Annotated in this window: 21 protein-coding genes; 20 read left to right on the top strand and 1 reads right to left on the bottom strand. The window is 69.6% G+C overall.

Features of this window, described 5'->3' with window-relative positions:
• Positions 1-238 precede the first annotated feature (238 nt).
• From ASE27_RS20265 to ASE27_RS12975, 16 genes are all read left to right on the top strand, one after another.
• Positions 239-928: a hypothetical protein gene (locus tag ASE27_RS20265; protein WP_157257598.1), complete on the top strand. Its 690-nt coding sequence runs from the start codon at positions 239-241 to the stop codon at positions 926-928.
• Between the two features lie 676 nt (positions 929-1,604).
• Positions 1,605-2,216, top strand: a complete 612-nt coding sequence (locus ASE27_RS13045; protein WP_157257596.1) for a hypothetical protein — start codon at positions 1,605-1,607, stop codon at positions 2,214-2,216.
• Positions 2,213-3,898: a hypothetical protein gene (locus ASE27_RS13040; RefSeq protein ID WP_056650939.1), complete on the top strand. Its 1,686-nt coding sequence runs from the start codon at positions 2,213-2,215 to the stop codon at positions 3,896-3,898. The genes ASE27_RS13045 and ASE27_RS13040 overlap by 4 nt, the downstream gene beginning before the upstream one ends.
• A gap of 2 nt (positions 3,899-3,900) precedes the next feature.
• Positions 3,901-5,283 carry a phage portal protein gene (locus ASE27_RS13035; protein ID WP_056650936.1) on the top strand — a complete coding sequence of 461 codons (1,383 nt, stop codon included), beginning with the start codon at positions 3,901-3,903 and terminating at the stop codon, positions 5,281-5,283.
• Positions 5,283-6,587 (top strand): hypothetical protein, encoded by a 1,305-nt coding sequence (locus ASE27_RS13030; protein ID WP_056650933.1) that lies wholly within the window; start codon positions 5,283-5,285, stop codon positions 6,585-6,587. Before ASE27_RS13035 ends, ASE27_RS13030 begins: the two co-directional genes overlap by 1 nt.
• Positions 6,588-6,629: 42 nt before the next feature.
• The gene (locus tag ASE27_RS13025) at positions 6,630-7,325 is read left to right on the top strand and encodes a hypothetical protein (protein WP_056650931.1); all 696 of its coding nucleotides are present in this window, start codon (positions 6,630-6,632) and stop codon (positions 7,323-7,325) included.
• 19 nt (positions 7,326-7,344) lie between these two features.
• Positions 7,345-8,184, top strand: coding sequence for a P22 phage major capsid protein family protein (locus tag ASE27_RS13020; protein WP_056650929.1), 840 nt, complete (start codon positions 7,345-7,347; stop codon positions 8,182-8,184).
• An 18-nt stretch (positions 8,185-8,202) separates the two neighbouring features.
• The gene (locus tag ASE27_RS13015) at positions 8,203-8,493 is read left to right on the top strand and encodes a hypothetical protein (protein ID WP_056650926.1); all 291 of its coding nucleotides are present in this window, start codon (positions 8,203-8,205) and stop codon (positions 8,491-8,493) included.
• A 14-nt stretch (positions 8,494-8,507) separates the two neighbouring features.
• The gene (locus ASE27_RS13010; RefSeq protein WP_082608896.1) at positions 8,508-9,098 is read left to right on the top strand and encodes a hypothetical protein; all 591 of its coding nucleotides are present in this window, start codon (positions 8,508-8,510) and stop codon (positions 9,096-9,098) included.
• Positions 9,095-9,490 carry a DUF6093 family protein gene (locus ASE27_RS13005; protein WP_056650919.1) on the top strand — a complete coding sequence of 132 codons (396 nt, stop codon included), beginning with the start codon at positions 9,095-9,097 and terminating at the stop codon, positions 9,488-9,490. Before ASE27_RS13010 ends, ASE27_RS13005 begins: the two co-directional genes overlap by 4 nt.
• Positions 9,490-9,870, top strand: a complete 381-nt coding sequence (locus ASE27_RS13000) for a hypothetical protein (protein WP_056650916.1) — start codon at positions 9,490-9,492, stop codon at positions 9,868-9,870. The genes ASE27_RS13005 and ASE27_RS13000 overlap by 1 nt, the downstream gene beginning before the upstream one ends.
• Positions 9,867-10,271 (top strand): hypothetical protein, encoded by a 405-nt coding sequence (locus tag ASE27_RS12995; protein ID WP_056650914.1) that lies wholly within the window; start codon positions 9,867-9,869, stop codon positions 10,269-10,271. Before ASE27_RS13000 ends, ASE27_RS12995 begins: the two co-directional genes overlap by 4 nt.
• A gap of 62 nt (positions 10,272-10,333) precedes the next feature.
• Complete coding sequence (locus ASE27_RS12990; RefSeq protein ID WP_056650911.1) at positions 10,334-10,591, top strand: hypothetical protein; 258 nt, start codon at positions 10,334-10,336, stop codon at positions 10,589-10,591.
• A gap of 4 nt (positions 10,592-10,595) precedes the next feature.
• Positions 10,596-11,108, top strand: a complete 513-nt coding sequence (locus tag ASE27_RS12985) for a hypothetical protein (protein ID WP_056650909.1) — start codon at positions 10,596-10,598, stop codon at positions 11,106-11,108.
• 97 nt (positions 11,109-11,205) lie between these two features.
• Positions 11,206-11,739, top strand: a complete 534-nt coding sequence (locus ASE27_RS12980; protein WP_056650906.1) for a hypothetical protein — start codon at positions 11,206-11,208, stop codon at positions 11,737-11,739.
• A gap of 137 nt (positions 11,740-11,876) precedes the next feature.
• Complete coding sequence (locus ASE27_RS12975; protein WP_056650903.1) at positions 11,877-12,107, top strand: hypothetical protein; 231 nt, start codon at positions 11,877-11,879, stop codon at positions 12,105-12,107.
• On the opposite strand, the gene ASE27_RS12970 is transcribed toward ASE27_RS12975, so the two are convergent.
• On the bottom strand, positions 12,076-12,435 hold the full coding sequence (locus ASE27_RS12970) for a hypothetical protein (protein WP_056650899.1): 360 nt from the start codon (positions 12,433-12,435) through the stop codon (positions 12,076-12,078). The genes ASE27_RS12975 and ASE27_RS12970 overlap by 32 nt on opposite strands.
• Before the next feature lie 43 nt (positions 12,436-12,478).
• On the opposite strand from ASE27_RS12970, the gene ASE27_RS12965 reads away from it, so the two are divergent.
• The 4 genes from ASE27_RS12965 to ASE27_RS12950 are packed head-to-tail and all read left to right on the top strand — an operon-like array spanning position 12,479 to position 18,741.
• The gene (locus ASE27_RS12965) at positions 12,479-15,199 is read left to right on the top strand and encodes a phage tail tape measure protein (RefSeq protein WP_056650897.1); all 2,721 of its coding nucleotides are present in this window, start codon (positions 12,479-12,481) and stop codon (positions 15,197-15,199) included.
• On the top strand, positions 15,199-16,671 hold the full coding sequence (locus ASE27_RS12960; RefSeq protein ID WP_157257594.1) for a hypothetical protein: 1,473 nt from the start codon (positions 15,199-15,201) through the stop codon (positions 16,669-16,671). Before ASE27_RS12965 ends, ASE27_RS12960 begins: the two co-directional genes overlap by 1 nt.
• Positions 16,671-17,843 carry a hypothetical protein gene (locus ASE27_RS12955; RefSeq protein WP_056650891.1) on the top strand — a complete coding sequence of 391 codons (1,173 nt, stop codon included), beginning with the start codon at positions 16,671-16,673 and terminating at the stop codon, positions 17,841-17,843. Before ASE27_RS12960 ends, ASE27_RS12955 begins: the two co-directional genes overlap by 1 nt.
• On the top strand, positions 17,836-18,741 hold the full coding sequence (locus tag ASE27_RS12950) for a hypothetical protein (RefSeq protein WP_056650887.1): 906 nt from the start codon (positions 17,836-17,838) through the stop codon (positions 18,739-18,741). Before ASE27_RS12955 ends, ASE27_RS12950 begins: the two co-directional genes overlap by 8 nt.

The raw sequence follows: 18,741 nt of genomic DNA, 5'->3' as shown, positions 1-18,741 counted from the left end.
TACTCGAGCGCGGATGACCGCGCCCAAACGAAGGTCCCGAGGTTCGCCACGGGGCCTTTTCTCATGCCCGCCAGGGCCCGCGGGCCGCGAGCCGACGACGCCACCCGTGAGAGCGAACCAGCCCTGCGGGGCCGCGAGCGGGTGTCGGCTGTACGAGTCAACCCGTTGCCGATGCGTAGCGCTAGACATCCCGGCTCTCTTACCGGTCACGTCAGCAGCAGGTGCTAGTTTCCGGCCCATGAACACCATCCTCGACTGGATCCATGCTCACGTCTCTCGGTGGCACGACACCTGGGAAGTTGTCGCTGCGCTCGGGACCGCAGTGGCGGTCATCGTCGCCCTTTTCGAACTAGTCGGACAGTCGCGCGCCCGGACGAGGGCGGAAGAACGCGAGCGCGAAGCTGCCGATCTACACGCCGCTGAGCGCGAGGCTGCCAAGGTTGAGCGGGAACGGGCCGCCATCGAACGAGAGCAATCGGCCGCTATGCGAGCAGAGCGCGATCGTCGCGCTCAGGCACTGCATGTCGTCGCATGGCTTGAGCCGCACGAGACCACCAGCTGGCAGGGTCTCGGCGGGAAGCGGATCAGCGAATTCGAGAACAAGATCTACTTCACGAACGGCTCTACTTCCCCTGTCTTCGACGTTCAAGTCCTGGTGTACGACAAGGCCACGAACCAGTACCACGATCGTGGACGGATCCCGGTACTCGCGGCAGAATCGACAAGGGAATCGTGGCTTCGAGAGCCAGAGCATCTGATATCGAGCGACACCGTTGTCGCCGAGATCCGTTTTCGCGACCTCCAAGGAAACAGGTGGCGACGACTCGAGAACGGTGAACTTCAGGAGGTCGACGAGCACGGCAATCCCTTGGGCCCGAGCTCTCCGCCTACAGCCGCGAGTGCTTACGCGGCGCCGCACACTCCCTGACGGCGTCGCCGGAACCCCGTGGCCAACCACTGGCTCAGCACGGCGAGCGACCCGACCCGTCAGGGGCACCACGTGGCAGGAGGTGGGCGGGATGCCTCGAGGCTGGTCCCCCTGCTCCCGCTGTCCCGATGTCGCACGGCCTGGTCGCTCGACCTGCGACGCGTGCCGAGCCGAGGCTGATCGGGCACGCCGACCAGCTGGCAACCCCTACTCCACCAAGGGTCACCGCCGCTTCCGGGAGGACGTGCTGGCCCGCGACCCACGGTGCGTGTGCACTGGCGACTGCGGTGCACACGCTGGCCTCTGCGCCGCGGTCTCCAACGTCGCTGACCACCACCCAGTCGAGCGCGTCGACCTAGTGGCCATGGGTCAAGACCCCAACGACCCGGACCACGGGCGCGGCGTCTGCGCCCCATGCCACGACCGCAAGACAGCCCGCACCAAGCCCGCGGGCTGGGCCGCCCGGTGAGCGTCCGAACCGGACATCACGGGCGCGCCTGACCGGCCGTTCGAGGTGGGGGGACCCCCCTGAGGGCCACCTTGCCGGAACCGCCGGAGAGGGGGATTTTCCTCTGTACGGGTTCCGGGACTCCTGGTGGTGAACACACTTCGACGCTCGACGGAAGGTCGGGCGCCACTTTCGTAGGCCGCGCAAGGCGGTGAAGAGGTGATCGTCATGCCGGGTCCTGCTCCGAAGCACCCGTCCACTCGTGCTCGCCGCAACGACCCGAAGAAGGGCTTCACCTCGCTGCCCGCTGGCGGCCGGCTGGGTGCGATCCCGCCGTGGCCGCTGCGCCCCAACCCGTTCATGACGGCCCAGCTCGAGACCGCGCGCGATCGCGTGGCCTCGCTGCAGGTCGATCTCGAGGCGGCCGAAGACGGGCGCGCTCGTGGCCGGCTCCGGCGCGAGCTGAGCAAGAACGAGATGACCGTCGCCACACTGAGCCTGCAGATCGAGCAGGCGACCGACGACGAGGTCGCCCTCTGGGACGACTTGTGGCGGACCCCGCAGGCCACGGTCTGGGAGGACTCGCACTCGAGCCGCGAGGTTGCTCAGTACGTCCGGTGGAAGGTGCTCGCCGAGCAGGGCGACCTCAAGGCTGCCGCTGAGGCACGCCAGCTCTCCGACCGCCTCGGCCTGAACCCGCTGGCGCTCACGCGCCTCCACCTGGAGATCGAGCGCGCCGACGAGGCCGAGACGCGCGGCGAGCAGCGCCGCAAGAAGGCCACCCCGCCCACGGACAACAAGCCGAAGGGTGACCCTCGCGGCACTCTTCGGGCTGTGTGACTACCTTCATCGTCCCGTCGTTCGACGAGGAACCCTGGCCGTCTCTCGGCGGTCCGATCTGCGACCTGATCGAGGAGCGTGCGGTCTTCGGGCCCGGCTCCCTCAAGGGCGAGCCTGCACGGCTGGACGACGAGAAGCGCGCCGCGATCTGGAAGGCCTACGAGGTCTACCCTCGCGGCCACGAGCTCGCGGGGCGCCGGCGCTTTCGGCGCGTGCGGATCTCGTGGCGCAAGGGCACGGCCAAGACCGAGTTCGGCGGCTGGGTCGCGTTCGTAGAGCTGCACAGCGAGGGACCGGTCCGGTTCGACGGCTGGGACGCGGACGGCAACCCCGTTGGGCGCCCGGTCCGCGACCCATACATCCCGCTCCTGGCGACCACGCAGGAACAGGTCATGGAACTCGCCTACGGCGTCCTCTACACGGTCTGCACCGAGGGACCCGACGCCGACCTGTTCGACCCCTCGCTCGAGCGAATCATCCGCCTGGGCGAGCGCGGCGCGGACGGCAAGGCCGTCCCCTTGGCCGGGTCGCCGAACGCCCGAGACGGCGCCCGGACCACGTTCCAGTACTACGACGAGACGCACCGCCTGAACTCCCCCACGGCCCTGTCGGCCTACGAGGCAATGGAAGCGAACCTCCCCAAGCGTCCGCTCGACGACCCCTGGTCGCTGGGCACCACGACCGCGGGCGAGCCAGGCAGGGGCAGCGTCGCAGAGAAGGACAAGGACGAGGCCGAGCTCATCAGCAAGGGCGAGGTCGACGAGCCCGAGCTCTTCTACTTCCACCGCGAGGCCGGGACGCACGATCCGACCACCGGCAAGGAGTACGACCTCTCGGTCATGGCCGATCGCATCGAGGCCATCCGGGAGGCGTCTGGCCCATCGGTTGCCGCCTGGTCGGACCTGCGCGGCATCGCCAAGCAGTGGGACCGCCCCCGTGCCGATCCGCGCTACCTCGAGCGAACCTGGCTGAACCGGTGGACGCAGGCCGAGGCCCAGGCATTCGACGCTCGCCGCTGGAAGGACGAACTCGCCAAGGTCGGTGCGACGATCCCGCGCCGGGTGCGCCGCAAGGTGACGCTCGGCTTCGACGGTTCGCGCTGGAAGGACACGACGGGCCTCGTCGTGACCGACATCGAGACGGGGCTGCAGCAGAGGTTCGGCCTGTGGGCCCCGGACTACGCCGACGAGTCGCCCGACGGTACCCCTGAGGTGCGGGTTCACGAGGTCAACGAGGGCGTCGACGAAGCGTTCAAGGTCTTCGACGTCGTGCGCATGTACCTCGACCCGGCACAGGGCTGGGACGAGCAGGGCGCGACCTGGGCCGGCAAATACGGCCCCAAGAAGGTGCTGTTCTTCTACACCGACTCGCGCAACCTGCGCCGCACCGCCGAGATGTGCCGGTCCTACGCCGGCGCGATCAAGGCGGGCGAAGTCACGAACGACGGCGACGAGGACCTCGCGTCGCACATCGCCAACGCGCAGAAGCGCGAGATCAAGATGGTCGACGACGAGGGCCAGCCCCTGTGGGTCATGTCCAAGGAGCGCCACGACTCGCTCAACAAGATCGACCTCGCGATGGCGGGCGGCCTGTCCTGGCAGGCGCGCCTGGACGCGATCGCGTCCGGCGTCTCGACCTCGCCCACCTACTTCTACACCGCATCGACCACTCGCCGGAGGTGAGAATGGACTCCGCCGAGATCCTCCGTCTTGCGACGCTCATGGCCGACAAGATCCGGGCCCGGCGCCCCGACATCGTCTCGAACGTGGCGTACTTCAAGGGCACCGAAGGGCGCATGCGGTTCGCGTCCGACGAGTTCCGCGACTACTTCGCTGACCGGTTCTCCGGGTTCTCGGACAACTGGTGCATGCCTGTGGCGCAGGCCCCGATCGAGCGCATCCACCAGCTCGGCATCCGACTCGACGGCAGCACCACCGCCGATGTGGAATCGGCCCGCATGTGGGAGCGCAACGAGGCAGACCGAGGGCTGTCCGAGGCGCTGATGATGATGACGGTCGCGAAGCGGTCGTTCGGCATGGTCTCGCCGTCGCCGGTCGGGGCCCGCGTCACCTTCGAGCACCCCGACTCCGCGTGCGTGATCTACGACGCGACCACTCGCCAGCGCCGCGCCGGCATGGTCGTGTGGCAGGACGAGAAGTTCGAGTACTCGGAGTTGCAGACCCCGCGGTACATCATCCCGCTCAAGCGCCCCCGCTTCATCCAGGAGAGCGGCGACAAGCACATCGCGCCGAACGCCGACGGCTGGGCGTTCGACCAGGCCCGCGAGCTCAAGGCGAACCCCCTGGGCGCGGTCCCGCTCATCGAGTTCCGCAACCAGGCGCTCCTCGACGACGAGCCCATGAGCGACATTGCTGGCGTCAAGCCGATCCAGGACACCATCAACCTGGTCTGGGCGTACCTGCTCAACGGGCTCGACACCGCGTCCCTGCCCGCTCGCATCATCAAGGGCATCGACGTCCCCAAGGAGCCGATCCTCGACCAGGACGGGCAGATCATCGGCGAGAGGCCGATCGAGCTCGACCGCCTGATCCGTGACCGCGTCATCTTCATCCCCGGTGAGGGCGACGTGGCCGAGTGGACCGCGGGCAACCTCGAGGTCTTCTCCAAGGTCATCGGTCACGCCGTCGAGCACGTCGTGGCACAGACCCGCACCCCGGCGCACTACCTGATCGCCGCGTCATCGAACACGCCCGCGACCGGGTACGAGCTCGCGGAGGCCGGCCTGGTCTCCAAGGCCGCCGAGCGCATCTCCTACGCCAACCCCTCAGTACGCGAGATCTACCGGCTCGCGGCGATCGCCGAGGGGCAGGCGGAGCGCGCGGCGCAGATCGCCGTCGGGAAGGTCCTGTGGAAGAAGCCCCAGTACCGGTCCGAGCAGCAGCTCATGGACGGGCTGCAGAAGATGCGGACCGCGGGCTTCCCGTTCCAATGGATCGCCGAGGAGTACGGCCTCTCGCCCTCGGAGGTGGACCGCGTGATGGAGATGAAGCGCACCGAGGAGCGCGACGCGACGATGGAGCAGGTCGCACGTGACCTGGCGATCTGATGGTCACGATTCCGCAGGCCACCCAGGACCACTACCGGCGGATGCAGCGCCTGCAGGTCCTCGCACTGCGCTCCTCGCGCCGCTCCTGGACCCGCGTTGACTGGCGCCACCTCTCGCAGTCCTGGGCGCCCGTGGTGGCTCGCGAGCTCGAGCCGCTCATGTCCGGGATCCAGGTGCAGGCCGCTGCGACCGGGGCGTCCTACGGCGCCCTGACGCTCGCCGAGCAAGGCTCCTGGGTCGCGCCCGAGGCGTTCGTTGACCCGCGAGCCTTCGGCGGGTACGCCGCTGACGGACGCTCGCTCGACGGCCTGCTCTTCTCGCCCATCACGAGCGTGAAGACATGGATCGCCGACGGACGCTCGGCCTCCGAGGCGCTCGCCATGGGCGGCCGGGCGCTCGACACGATCGTGCGCACGGTCGTCGCTGACGCCGGGCGTCAGGCGGCCGGGATCGACACGGCCTCGCGCAAGAGCGTCGGGTACGTGCGGATGCTCAACCCGCCCTCGTGCTCGCGCTGCGTCGTCCTCGCCGGCCGCTTCTACCGCTGGAACGCCGGCTTCCGCCGGCACCCGCGCTGCGACTGCGTGCACGTCCAGTCTGCCGCCGGGTCCACGCAGGCCGCGCTCGACGAAGGGCTCATCTCCGACCCCTACGACTACTTCCGGGGCCTGCCGAAGGACGAGCAGAACAGGATCTTCGGCGAGCACGAGGCCGCCGCGATCCGCGACGGCGGCGACATCTTCCAGGTCATCAACTCCAAGCGCGGCCGACAGGGCTCCTTCACCACCGAGGGCACCGGCCGTCGCGGCAACGCGTCGACCGTCCTGCGGCCCGGTCAACGGCGCATGACGCCCGAGACGATCTACCGCCTCAACCCCAACCGCGAGGACGCCCTCAAGGCGCTGCGCGACCAGGGCTACATCCTCCCCGGCGGCCAAGTCCCCACGGGCTCGTTGCGCGGACGCGTCGAAGGCTTCGGGCAGATGGGACGCGGCGGGACACGCAAGGCCGCATCCGCCGCCGTCGAGGAGGCCCGCAGGACGGGCGTCCGTGACCCGCGGTCCCGCTACACGATGACCACCGCCGAGCGGCGCCTAAGCGACGCCGAGCAGCGCTACCAGATGGTCCTCGAGGGCCGGAACCCGTTCGCCTCCCCCGGCTTCGGGAACACCCCCGACCCTCAAGGGCTGGGCCTGAACACGGTCGGCGCATCGCGCGGACCCCTCACCCCACAGATCGCCGCCATGGTCGAGACCGACTACCGGCGCTGGCTCGCCACCGGCGGCCAGAAGTTCGCAGCCTGACGCCGCAAGGGCTCAGGACCTCCCCCTCTCGCAAGGAGAGACATGCACCCGATCCGCACCCGCGCGCACCTGCGCCGGCTCATGTTCATCACGGACACCGACGCCTCGGGCGGCGGATCCACCGACACAAGCGGCGCCGACGTCGACGAGCCGACCGACGACACCGACACAGGGTCCGGCGACAGCACCGACCAGGAGGCCGACACGGTCAACTGGCAGGAGAAGTTCGAGGCCCAGCAGAAGATCAACCGCGACCTCGAGCGCAAGGTCAAGGGCGAGGCCGGCACGCTGCAGGTCAAGCTCGACGCCCTCCAGGCCAAGCTCGACGGCACGGAGGCCGAGCACGCCGAGACCCTCAAGTCCCGCCAGACCGAGGAGGCCGCGCTCGCGAAGGCGAACGAGCGCATCCGCAAGGCCGAGGTCCGCGCCGCCGCCGCCGGGAAGCTCTCCGACCCGGCCGACGCTCTGAAGTTCCTCGACCTCGAGCAGTTCGAGGTCGGGTCCGATGGCGAGGTCGACACCTCCGCCATCAACGAGGCCCTCGAAGGTCTCGTGAAGTCCAAGCCGTACCTCGCCGCGCAAGGTGGCAGCGGCGTCACGTTCGAGTCCCCCGGCGCCCATCGCAAGGAGCGCGCTGGACAGGTCACGCAGGCCGAGCTCGACCGCATGACGCCCGACCAGATCAACGCCGCACGCGCCGAGGGTCGACTCAACGACCTCCTCGGCATCAAGCCCTAGACCCTGAGGAGGGTTCCCCATGGCCATCACCAAGTTCATCCCGAAGATCTGGTCCGCCGCGCTGCTCAAGGCGCTGCGCAACCAGCTCGTGTACGCCCAGCCCGGCGTCATCAACCGCGACTACGAGGGCGAGATCGCCCGCGCGGGCGACACCGTCCACATCACCTCGTTCGTCGACCCCGCGGTCCGCGCGTACACCCGCAACGGCACGATCACGTGGGACCTGCTCACCGACACCCAGCAGTCGCTCGTCATCGACCAGCAGAACTACTTCGCGTTCAAGGTCGACGACATCGACAAGCGCCAGGCCATCGACGGCTTCGTCGAGGAGACCACGACCGGTGCGTCGTACAACCTCTCGGCCGAGGCCGACGAGTACGTCGCGACCACGATCGCGGCCGGCGTCGACGCGGGCAACGCCCTCGGCGCCGTCACGGTCGCGACTCCCGCCGACGCCTACGACCTCCTGGTCGAGTTCCGCACCAAGCTCAAGCGGAGCAACACCCCGGACGCCGGCCGGTACGCGGGCGTGTCCCCCGAGTTCTACGGGCTCCTGCTCCGCGACGACCGCTTCATCCGCCTCGACGCCTCGGGCACGACCGACGGGCTGCGCAACGGCGTCGTTGGGCGGGCCGCCGGCTTCGACATCCTCGAGGCCAACACGGTCCCCGAGGCCGCGGGGGTCCAGACCATCATCGCGGGCCACTCGATCGCGACGACCTACGCCCAGCAGATCCTCAACACCGAAGCGCTGCGGCTCGAGAACACGTTCGGCGACGGCATCCGTGGCCTGCACGTGTTCGGGGCGAAGGTCATCCGCCCCAAGAACCTCACGTCCGCTCTCGTCACCATCTCCTGACCGAAAGGGTCGAACATCATGCCGCTCTACAAGGCACGCCACGGCAAGGACAAGAACGGGAGCGTCATCTACGGCGCCCCCTTCGCCTACGAGCCGAAGAACCCCGACGGCCCCGCCGCAGAGAACGCCGCGGCCAAGGTCGAGGCAGGGCTGTGGGTCGAGGTCGAGCCCGCCGAGAAGCCGCTCGAGAAGCGCACGGCGGGCGACCTCAAGGCCTACGCCACCGAGCACGACATCGACCTCGGCGAAGCCAAGACCAAGGCCGAGATCCTGGCCGCGATCCTCGCGGCCGAGCCCAAGCAGGACTGACAAGGGAGGCCACCGTGGCACTAGCACCGCTCGCGACGGTGGCCGACCTGTCGGCCCTCGGGATCGACACCACGAACACCGCACTCGTGGACTCGCTGCTGACCTCCGTGTCGGCAGCGGTCCGCGACGCGGCGGGCGTCCCGATCAGCCGCACCGTCTCGACCATCACCATGTGGACCGAGGCATCACGGCGCATCGAACTCCCCGCACGCCCCGTCCACTCCGTCACGGACGTCACCCTCGACGGCGAGCCCGTCACGGACTACGTCGTGCGTGGCTCGTCGCTGTGGCGCACCTGCCTGTGGCAGGCGCACAACGCCATCCCGGGCGAGCTCACGCTCACCTTCGACCACGGCCTCGACGAGGTGCCCGCCGACATCGTCAAGATGGTCTGCACGTTCGTCGCCGCCGGGCTCAACGAGGTCCGGGAAGGCATCGGCGAAGGCCGCGGCCTGTCCTCGGAGCGCATCGACGACTACCAGGCGTCGTTCACACGCGGCGACGACGAGCTCGTCGACAAGACCGAGCTCCCCGAGCGCACCCGGCGCAGGCTCCGGCAACGCTTCGGCGGTGCCAGCGCCACGGTCCTCGGAACGACACGATGAGCGCCGGCGGCGCGATCGCCCGCGGTCGCCGCATGGCCGAGCGGCTCATGGTCGACACCTGCCTCGTGCAGCGCGTGGTCGGCGAGACGACGAACGAAGAGACGGGCGCCGTCGAGCCGCTGCTCGAGACCGTGTACTCGGGCCCGTGCAAGCTGCAGAACCAGTCCCAGTACGAGATGGGCGCTGAGGCCGGCGGGCACATGTCTGTCGAGCAGCGCTCCCTCGTGCACTTCCCGGTCGGCTCTTTCCAGGTCAGGCATGGGGACCTGTGCACCTTCACGGCCTCCGTCGCCCCCGGCGTCGCTGGCCAGAAGTACCGCCTGCAGGGCGAGACGCCGTACCGGACGTTCGAGACCGCGTACCGCGTGTACGCCGTGCAGGAGGTGGCCTGATGTTCGACATCGACGTCTCCGAGCTGCGTGCGCTCGCGACTGACCTCGGCAAGATCCCGACGCGTCTCCTGCCCGATGCAGGCGCGATCGTGAAGCGGGGCGCGCAGAACGTCAAGGAGCACATGGCTGCTGACCTCACGGCGTCCAGGAGCTTCCGTGGTGCCGCAGGTTCGGTCTCCTACGACTCGGACTATCGCCCTGGCCTGGTCCAGTACGAGGTCGGTCCGGACAAGGCTCGCCGCGGCGGCGCTCTGGCGAACATCGCCTACTTCGGTGGCGCGAACGGCGGCGGTGGGACGGTCGACATCGACGCCCCGCTAGCCGCTGAGGAGCCGCGTCTGACGTCCGCGATCGACAAGCTGCTGGACGGTCTGCTGTGAGCGTCCGGGTGCTGGCCCAGGCGTTGCGGGCCCTGGCTCCGGTGGGCGTGAGCGTCCACGTCGGCGAGACGTCCCCCAGTCCGACACTGCCGTGGGCCGTCCTGAACTTCGCGGCACCTGGCGTCTCGGAGCGCTCGCTCGCGTCCGCTCCCCTAGCCGGTCCTGCCCGCCTGCTGGTGACGATTGCCGGGGCGACTGAAGACGCGGTCCTGATCGTCCTCGAGAAGATCCTCGCGGCCTACGAGGGTGCACGTCCTGTTACTGACGGCTGGCAGTGCTCGCCGCTCGAGCAGGTCGGTGACGTGAAGATCTTCCCTGACGACGTCGTGGTCGCGTCCGTGAACCGGCGCGTGGTCGTCGGCAAGGTGACGTTCGAGACCACGGTCGCCCGCACCGCCTGACCTCACCCCATCAGCCCCAGCGTGCCGCGCATGGGGCCCATTCCGATGCCCAGGAGGCACGCATGACCAGCTGGAAGCGAGTCCGCGACACGACGACGGGCCACCAGTACGACGTCGACGAGCGCCTGCCGCTCGCCGAAGGCGTGGAGCTTGTCAAGGGCGCCCCCGTCCTCTCCGGCCGTGGCGCCCGACCGCGCCCCGCCAAGCCGCGCCGCACTCTCGACGCGGCCGTCCAGACCGCCCGCGAGAAGCGGGCATCCCAGACCAGGGACACCACACCCACCCCCGTGCCGGACGACCCGGCCAACTCGAAGGAGTAGCCCCATGGCTGGAGAAGTCCCCCCGGGCAGCGTCGCTGACGGCAACATCATGGCCCTCTGGGTCCCCGCGCTCGCCGACCCGTCCAAGCCGAAGGTCACCGAGTGCACCGCGGCCGGCGTCGTCGACCTCTCGTGCTACCTCACGAAGGACGGCCTGAACCTCGGTGGCGACGAGCAGACCATCACCGACGACCGCCTGTGCTCGACGCAGACGTTCGAGGCGCCGGGCACGTACACCGACACGCTCGACGTCGTCTACGTGTACGACGCCCAGTCGGCGCTCCCCGCGGACAACGGGGCGCACCTGACCCTCAAGCACCTCACACCGGGCTACATCGTGCTCCGCTACGGCCTGCCCTTCGAGGAGGCCCCCGAGGCAGCGCAGGTCGTGGACGTCTTGACGGTCTCGTGCGGCGTCCAGCGCAAGCAGGCGCCGGAGGCCAACGCGAAGCTCAAGATCGGTCAGAAGATGCACGTCACGAACTCGACGCACCGAGACGTGGCTCTCGCAGCCTGACCCAAGACCCCTGCCGGCGCGCGGATCCCCTGGTCTGGGCGCGCGCCGGCAGGCTCACCACTCACCCAGACCGCGACCCCAGACCAGGGAGATCACCATGCCCATCGCCGTGAAGCGAGCGCGCCGGACCGTGAAGTTCTGCGCCGACCTGTCCACCCAGGCCGAGTACGACCGCGCGACCGCCGCGCTGACCGAGGCGCAGCGCGCCGACGGCCAGATGCTCAACTCATCGCCCGTCACGCGTGACGCAGCGGCTGAGGTGCAGGCACTCGAGGAGCGCATGAAGGCCGCCACGATCGACTTCGAGATCGAGGCCCAGCGCCGCGACAAGTGGCAGGCGTTCGAGGCCGCACACCCCCCGCGCGAGGGCGACAAGACCGACGAGCAGTTCACCATCGACATCTCCTCGCTCGACGAGGTCATCGCCCGGTCGATCGTCGCGATCACCGACCACGAGGGGAACGAAGTCGACTTCGACCCGCGCACCGAGTGGGCCGAGCTCGCGGACGAGATGAGCGATGGGCAGTGGCAGGACTTCGCCATGGCCGTCCTGGCCGTGAACCGCGGGGTGAAGGGCGCCCCTTTCTCGCAGGTCGCGTCGCGCGTGATCCGGGCCTCCGCGACCGACTAACTCTCGCGCGGACGCTCGGCATCTCGTACAAGCGGCTGTCCGGCTGGGAGCCGGTCACGCACTACGAGTACGACGATGCCGGGCGTCTCGCGTCCTCACGGCCTGATGTCGAGTGGGACGAGGACCAGGCCTCCTGGATGCTCGCGCTTGCCGAGTACGAGGACGGCCTGTGCCCTCGCTGCGGGATGCCGCGGGAGATCTGCCAGGCCCGCGAGACCGAGGGCCGCGTCACCGTGCCCCCGCCGTCGCGCTGCCACGTCACGACCGCGATCCTCGGCGCCCAGAAGGGCTACGCCGAGAACGAGCACCCAGGCGCGCTGCTCTTCGGGGCGAGCGTCAACACGCCTCCTGGATCCTCGCTTCCGTGAGGAAATAGGCCGTCGCGGCGTCGTCGCTGCTGCTCGAAGCGGCCCAGAGCATCGCCGCATCGTCCAGGTCCGTCGCGAGCTCGTCGTCGGTCGCGAGGCTCGCGGCCGACCGCAGGACATCGCCAAGGCTGGCGGAAGCCTCCCTATGAGCAGCCTTCGCCTGCTCGGACAGGTCGGCGTCCGGCCCAAGGAGCGCATCCCGCGCATCCCGTGCAGTCCTAGTCGCCTCAGTGAACGCGGCGCAGGCGGCGGCGTCGCCAGAGTCCTGACTCGAACATCCGGTCAAGGCCAGTGCCGCCAAGGCCACCGCAGCCACGCGCTTTCTCATGCCTCACATCTAACTCCATGCCGCTGATCCCCGGGAGGTTGAAATGGCCGACCGGTCGATCACACTCAAGGTCGGGGCGAACGTCCAGGGGGCCCTGAACGGGCTCAAGACGCTCGCGCAGGCGACGCAGGACCTGGGGACCCGCACGTCGAGCTACATCGAGCGCAACGAGCAGGGCATCAACACGCTCTCGAACGGGTTCGCGGTGGCTGGCGCAGCGGCGACTGGGTTCGCGTTGCTCGCGGTCAAGAAGTTCTCGGACTTCGACGCGGCGATGTCGTCCGTGAAGTCGTCGGGAGCAGACGCCGCGGGGAGCATCGATGCGCTGCGCGATGCCGCGATCGACGCGGGTGCGGACACCGTCTTTTCCGCGACCGAGGCAGCGGGCGCGATCGAGGAACTCGCCAAGGCCGGCGTCTCGGCGTCCGACATCCTGTCCGGCGGACTCAAGGGATCGCTCGACCTCGCGGCCGCGGGGAGCATGGGCGTGGGAGAGGCCGCCGAGTACGCGTCGATCGCCATGACGCAGTTCAACCTCAAGGGCAAGGACGTCGGACACATCGCCGACCTCCTCGCCGCCGGTGCTGGCAAGGCGATGGGCGAGGTCTCCGACCTCGGCCAGGCGCTCAAGCAGGGCGGACTCGTCGCGGCCCAGACCGGCCTCACGCTCGAGGAAACGACGGGCACTCTCTCGGCGTTCGCCGCAGCGGGCCTGCTCGGCTCAGACGCGGGCACCTCCCTCAAGACCATGCTCCAGCGGCTCTCCGCCCCCTCGGGCGAGGCCGCTGGGCTCATGGAGGAGCTCGAGATCTCTGCCTACGGCGCAGGCGGAGAGTTCGTTGGCATGACGAACTTCGCTGGCCAGCTGACGCGCGCGATGGGCGACATGACCCCGGCCGCGCGGCAGGCTGCGATGGCGACGATCTTCGGCGCCGACGCCGTCCGTGCGGCTGGTGTCATCTACGACCAGGGCGAGGGCGGGATCCGCGACTGGATCTCCGCGGTCGACGACCAGGGCTACGCGGCTGAGACCGCTGCGACCAAGCTCGACAACCTCAAGGGCGATCTCGAAGGCCTCGGCGGCTCCCTCGAGACCCTGTTCATCCAGTCCGGGTCCGGGGTCAACGACGGCCTGCGCTCCATCGTCCAGGGCACCGACGCCGTCGTCGACAAGCTCGGCGAGATCCCCGCTCCTGTCCTCGGCGCCGTCACGGCGATCGTCGGCACGGGCGGCCTCGTCGCACTCTCGATCGCTGGCATGGGCAAGATGGCGATCGCGATCAACAACGCCAAGGTCGCATTCGATGGACTTGGCCGCTCGGCCAAGGTCGCCAGCGTCGCAGCCGGGGTAGTTGGCCTCGCCGTGGCCGCGGCGGCCATCGGGTTCGCGCACTGGGCCCAGAAGGCAGCAGAGGCCCGCGCGTCGACCGACGCATTCAAGGGGACACTTGACGAGCTCGGCCGAGCGACCGACTCGACGATGTCGCGGATCAACGACATCCTCTCGCAAGACCGCGACACCTGGATGCCCAACTTCCTGGAGTCGGCTGACTCCTACATCCAGACCGCCGAGAAGATGGGCCTCACGACCGAGGACCTTCAGGGCTACCTCCTCGGCGAGGCGGACGCCGTCAAGACCGTCACCGCTGCCTACGAGGAGTACGAGAAGCGCGGGAAGGAGGGTCGGATCGCGGGCCGCGATGCTGACGCGGCGATGAAGATGATCAACGGTCTCGAGCTTGAGGCCGAGAACCTTGCGCGCGCAACGACCGAGACCGAGCGCAAAGCCGAAGCGGACAAGATCGCCGGCGTCGCAACCAACGAGCTCACTGCCGCCACGGTCGAGTCGACCTACGCCACCGCGGCCCAGGTCACGACGCTTGAGGACGCGATCAGCGGGCTTTCGACGCTCGCCAACATGGCCCTGGCAGCGCGCGACTCCCAGCGCGGGTTCGAGGCTGCCGTCGATGCTGCGGAGGCCGCGCTCAAGGAGAACGGCGCGACGCTCGACATCACGACCGAGAAGGGCCGCACGAACCAGGCGGCTCTCGACGGGATCGCCGCAGCGAACCTTCGTCTGGTCGAGGACATGCAGAAGAACGGCGCCACGCAAGGCGAGGTCCAAGGCGCTGTGCAGCGGTCGCGAGACGAGTTCTTGCGCATGGCCGGACAACTGGGGATGACGGCCGGCGAAGCGAACGCCCTCGCGGACGAGCTTGGCCTGATCCCGGGCAACTACGAGGCCAAGGTCACGGTTCACACCGGTGAGGCGCTCCGCCAGATCCAGGCCGTGCAGAGCGCGATGTCGTTCCTCAAGGACAAGACGATCGACGTCACCGTGCGCCAGCACGCGTACAACAACGCTGCGACCGCATCGCAGGTCGTCGAGGGGCGCGCGTCAGGTGGCCCTGTGAGGGGCGGCGAACTCTATCTCGTGGGCGAGGAGGGGCCCGAGCTCCTCGTGATGCCGCGCTCGGGGACAGTCGTCAACGCACGAGACACCGCCGCCGCAATCGGCGACCTTGGGGGGCGCAACACGAACGCCCCCGCGCAGGCGCTCCAGTCTCCGCAGTTCGCGTACTCGGTACCCGCACAGTCGACTGCCGCCCTTTCCCCGTCCCTCGATCTCACCGGCCTGCGGCTCGTGGGGACGCTCATGGTCAACGGGATGGAGGCGCGCATGGAAGCGGTCGCGGTTGGCGTCGTGGATGCGCGTGATCGGTCGTCGGCTGGGTCTCGGTCGACTCGTGGGAGGGAGTGGTGATGCGCACGAACCTCGTCCGCAACCCGTCGTTCGAGGTGGATCTGACCGGCTGGGGAACCGTTGCTGGTGCGCAGATCCGCGCGACCGCCTACGGCACGCAAATGTGGGCCGGATTGGGCCTTCGCTCGGGGGGCTCGATGCTCCAGGCGACCTCCGACGGAACGAACGCCTACCTCACGACGCAGCAGGCCACCGGGCAGGGGTTCGCTGTTGCGCCGGGGCAGTGGGTCGGCGTCTCGGCGCTCGTCGCCTCGGACATCCCCGCGCCGGGCCGCGTCCGTGTGGACGTCCAGTGCGAGGGCACGGCGACGACCTACCACGCAGAGCCTGTGAACAGCCCGTCAACGTTCTACGCGGGTCGACGAGTTCACTACGCGTTCCAGGTCCCGGCCACCGCAGCGACGGCCCGCGTTCGGGTTCAGGGGTTCTCTGGCAGCACCGCGCTTCTCGCTGCGACGAACCGCATCTGGGCCGACAACATCATCGCGTCCGTGGCCGCCACGCAGGCCGAAGCCCTGGCCGCGGTGACCCCGTACTTCGACGGCGATACCCCGGACACGGTGGACCTGACGTACTCCTGGTCGGGGGCTGCGCACGCGTCGACGTCGCTTGCGACGGCGACGCCGGGGCTGCGGGTGGAGCGCCTGCCGGACGCCGGCGCCCCGCAGGCCGGGATCACGGTGACGGGTCTGGCGCCGTCGTCTGAGTCGGTGATCAGCGTGCAGGTCTCGTGGGACGACGGGCGCTCGTGGCACGGGGTCCGCGGCGCCGAGCGCGTCACGGTGACCGGTGGTGACTTCTTCCGCGATCACGTGCCACCGCTCAATGTCGCGGCCCGCTACCGGCTCGTCGTGCACACCGGGGCCCTGACGCCCCTGCGACTCGAGGACTCGATCACGATCGAGTCCGACTACGCATGGATCCAGGACCCCCTCAACCCGCGGGGCGCCGTCCAGGTCGAGTGCGTGCGCACCGGCGCCGGGCTCATGCTCATGACCGGCACCGCCGCGCGCATCCTGCGCCGCCAGGCCGTGGACCTCACCACCGTCGAGGGCGCCCGCTACCCCGTCGCATCCGTCGGAGTCCGGCAAGCGCCCTCGGGTATCCCGCTCGCGCTCCGCGCGATCGCAGCATCCCAGGGCACGCTCATCAACACCATGCGCGACCTGCTCGACTCCTCGGGCCAGGTCGTCATCCGCGGCCTGCCGGTCGCCATCCCACTCGACGCCGTCGCCCACGTCACCACGGGCGACGTCGAAGAGATCCCCGTCATCGGCGGCCTCCTCGGCTTCCGCAACGACTGGGAGCTCAGCGTCACGCAGGTTCGTCCGACGTCGATGCGGATCACGATCCCGTGGTGGACCTACGACCAAGTCCGGGCCCTGTGGTCGCCGCGCACCTACGACGCCGTCAAGGCTGCCCGGCCGGGCGACACGTACATCGACTGGTCCAGAGACCCGGAGGTCCCCTGATGCGCGTCGAGTCCCTTGACCTGGATGCGGAGATCGCTGGCACGACGCAGGGTGACCGTCTCGAGGTCCATGCCTGGCGCGGCGGCGTGCTGGTCGCGCAGGACCTGGATGTCTCGGACTGGTCACTGGCCCATGATGCGGACCGGCAGGTCCAGGGACAGGCCACGATCACGGTCGGCGACCCAGACGGGACGCTCGCGCCCTGGGGCATGTCAGACCCGCTCGGGCCCGGCGGGTCACGCCTGCAAATCACGTGGGTCTCGGGCCTGTCTGGGAGCCGGGTCCCGCTGGGCTGGTGGCGGATCCGTCGCCCGGACCCGCAGGAGACCTGGCAGGCCTACAACTCGAGCGGGACGTTGATGCGGGTCGCGGGTGGTGGGTCGGTCACGGTCCAAGCAGACGAAGAGACCTCAACCGCGGTCATGAGCCGGCTCGACGCGGAGGTCGTTACGGCGCCGACGTGCGTTGCTGAGGTGCGGCGCCTGCTGCAGGACGTGTGCCCAGTGGTCGCGCTCGAGGGCGTGATCGATGGTCCGGTGCCCGGGTCGCTGGTGTACGGCGACGGGCGCTTGGACGCCGTCGAGGACCTGCTTGCCACGATCAACGCGACCTACCGGATGGGCCCCGACGGCGCGATGGAGATCGTGCCAGTGGCGGGGATCGGCCCGGTATGGACGCTCGCTGGCGGCGAGGACGGGGTCCTGGTCCAGACCGTGCGGTCGCTGTCGGACGACGGGGTCTACAACGCGGTCATCTCCACCGGGCAGACCCCCGAGGGTTCGCCGCTCGTGGGCCGCGCGGTCATCGCGTCCGGGCCCCTGGCCTGGGGCGGCCCGTTCGGGAAGGTCCCGCTCTACCACCGCTCGATCGCGACCACGCAGCTGGGCGTGCAGGCCGACGCGCAGTCAACCCTGGACGCCCGCGTGGCCTCGGGCGAGGTCGACCTGGCGGTCACCTGCCTGACCCACCCGGCCCTGCAGCTCAACGACCGCGTGATCGTGATCGCCGCGACCACGGCAGGTGACCAGGCACTGGAAGGGCGGGTGGTCGGGATGCGCATGACCTCGGCAACCTCGGACGCAGGCACCACCCCCTCCAAGACCATGAGTCTGCGGGTGCGGGTCAGCGTCCAGACGTTGGAGTCGATCGCGGCCCGGGTGCGCCGTGGGTGACCTGTCGGTCGTGCGGCTCAAGGCCGGCATCGTCCAGGCCGCGGCGAACGGTGCCTTCACGGTGAACGTCGACGGGTCCTCGCCACCAGTGTCCTGGCCGGCCGGTTACATCCCCACCGGCGGCGACGCCGTCCGGGTCCTGCTCGTCGACGGTGAGGCCCACGTCCTGGGCCCGGTCGTCACGGCTGGCAAGCGGCCCCTGACCGGGACCGTGTCCGGTGCTGCGTCCTCGGGCACCGTGCCCGTCACCACCACCGCAGGAGTGATGCGCTGCCGGTACGTCGGGACCGCACCAGCGATCGGCGCCCTGGTGCGCCTGGACTGGCAGTCCACCTCGCCGTGGATCTGGCCCTCGGCCGCAGCAACCGTCCCGACCCCCGACCCCGGCACAGGCACCCCGCCCCTACCACCGCCCGTGCAGTCCACGGGGACGCTGACCATCACCGCCACCGACTCCGGGTCCTGGCAGGTCGGCGGCACGTGGGGATGGGCCGGAAACGACGTCATCCAATGGCGCTTCGGCAGCAACCGCGAGAATCGGGGCGCGTGGTTCTACGGCAACGGCGCCGCCCAACTCGCCGGCGCCACGATCACCGGCGCCCGGATCCGGCTCGGGGCACGCCTACGCATCGGGTCCTACAACGCAGCCCAGACCCTGCACCTGTACCGGCACACCAACCCCGCCCGGCCCGCCGGCGACGTCGCCCGCGTCGCGGGACCCCACGACATCAACCTCGCCCCGAACTCCGAAGGTGGATGGGTGCCCATCCCCACCGCTTGGGGGCAGGCCCTGATCGCCGGGGGCGGCATCGCCGTCACCGGATCCCCCTACGTCGGCATCACCGGTGTCGACGCCGACCCTGCCTCCGGGCAGCTACAGCTCGACTGGAGGCGCTAA

It is taken from the genome of Oerskovia sp. Root918 (genome assembly GCF_001428945.1).
GTDB lineage: Bacteria > Actinomycetota > Actinomycetes > Actinomycetales > Cellulomonadaceae > Oerskovia > Oerskovia enterophila.
Note: the sequence above shows the minus strand (reverse complement) of the source record. Positions and strands in the feature narration are given on the sequence as shown.

Coding starts and splice junctions, on each gene's coding strand:
- ASE27_RS20265 (WP_157257598.1), top strand. CDS start 239: ATGAACACCATCCTCGACTGGATCCATGCTCACGTCTCTCGGTGGCAC.
- ASE27_RS13045 (WP_157257596.1), top strand. CDS start 1,605: ATGCCGGGTCCTGCTCCGAAGCACCCGTCCACTCGTGCTCGCCGCAAC.
- ASE27_RS13035 (WP_056650936.1), top strand. CDS start 3,901: ATGGACTCCGCCGAGATCCTCCGTCTTGCGACGCTCATGGCCGACAAG.
- ASE27_RS13030 (WP_056650933.1), top strand. CDS start 5,283: ATGGTCACGATTCCGCAGGCCACCCAGGACCACTACCGGCGGATGCAG.
- ASE27_RS13025 (WP_056650931.1), top strand. CDS start 6,630: ATGCACCCGATCCGCACCCGCGCGCACCTGCGCCGGCTCATGTTCATC.
- ASE27_RS13020 (WP_056650929.1), top strand. CDS start 7,345: ATGGCCATCACCAAGTTCATCCCGAAGATCTGGTCCGCCGCGCTGCTC.
- ASE27_RS13015 (WP_056650926.1), top strand. CDS start 8,203: ATGCCGCTCTACAAGGCACGCCACGGCAAGGACAAGAACGGGAGCGTC.
- ASE27_RS13005 (WP_056650919.1), top strand. CDS start 9,095: ATGAGCGCCGGCGGCGCGATCGCCCGCGGTCGCCGCATGGCCGAGCGG.
- ASE27_RS13000 (WP_056650916.1), top strand. CDS start 9,490: ATGTTCGACATCGACGTCTCCGAGCTGCGTGCGCTCGCGACTGACCTC.
- ASE27_RS12990 (WP_056650911.1), top strand. CDS start 10,334: ATGACCAGCTGGAAGCGAGTCCGCGACACGACGACGGGCCACCAGTAC.
- ASE27_RS12985 (WP_056650909.1), top strand. CDS start 10,596: ATGGCTGGAGAAGTCCCCCCGGGCAGCGTCGCTGACGGCAACATCATG.
- ASE27_RS12980 (WP_056650906.1), top strand. CDS start 11,206: ATGCCCATCGCCGTGAAGCGAGCGCGCCGGACCGTGAAGTTCTGCGCC.
- ASE27_RS12975 (WP_056650903.1), top strand. CDS start 11,877: ATGCTCGCGCTTGCCGAGTACGAGGACGGCCTGTGCCCTCGCTGCGGG.
- ASE27_RS12970 (WP_056650899.1), bottom strand. CDS start 12,435: ATGAGAAAGCGCGTGGCTGCGGTGGCCTTGGCGGCACTGGCCTTGACC.
- ASE27_RS12965 (WP_056650897.1), top strand. CDS start 12,479: ATGGCCGACCGGTCGATCACACTCAAGGTCGGGGCGAACGTCCAGGGG.
- ASE27_RS12960 (WP_157257594.1), top strand. CDS start 15,199: ATGCGCACGAACCTCGTCCGCAACCCGTCGTTCGAGGTGGATCTGACC.
- ASE27_RS12955 (WP_056650891.1), top strand. CDS start 16,671: ATGCGCGTCGAGTCCCTTGACCTGGATGCGGAGATCGCTGGCACGACG.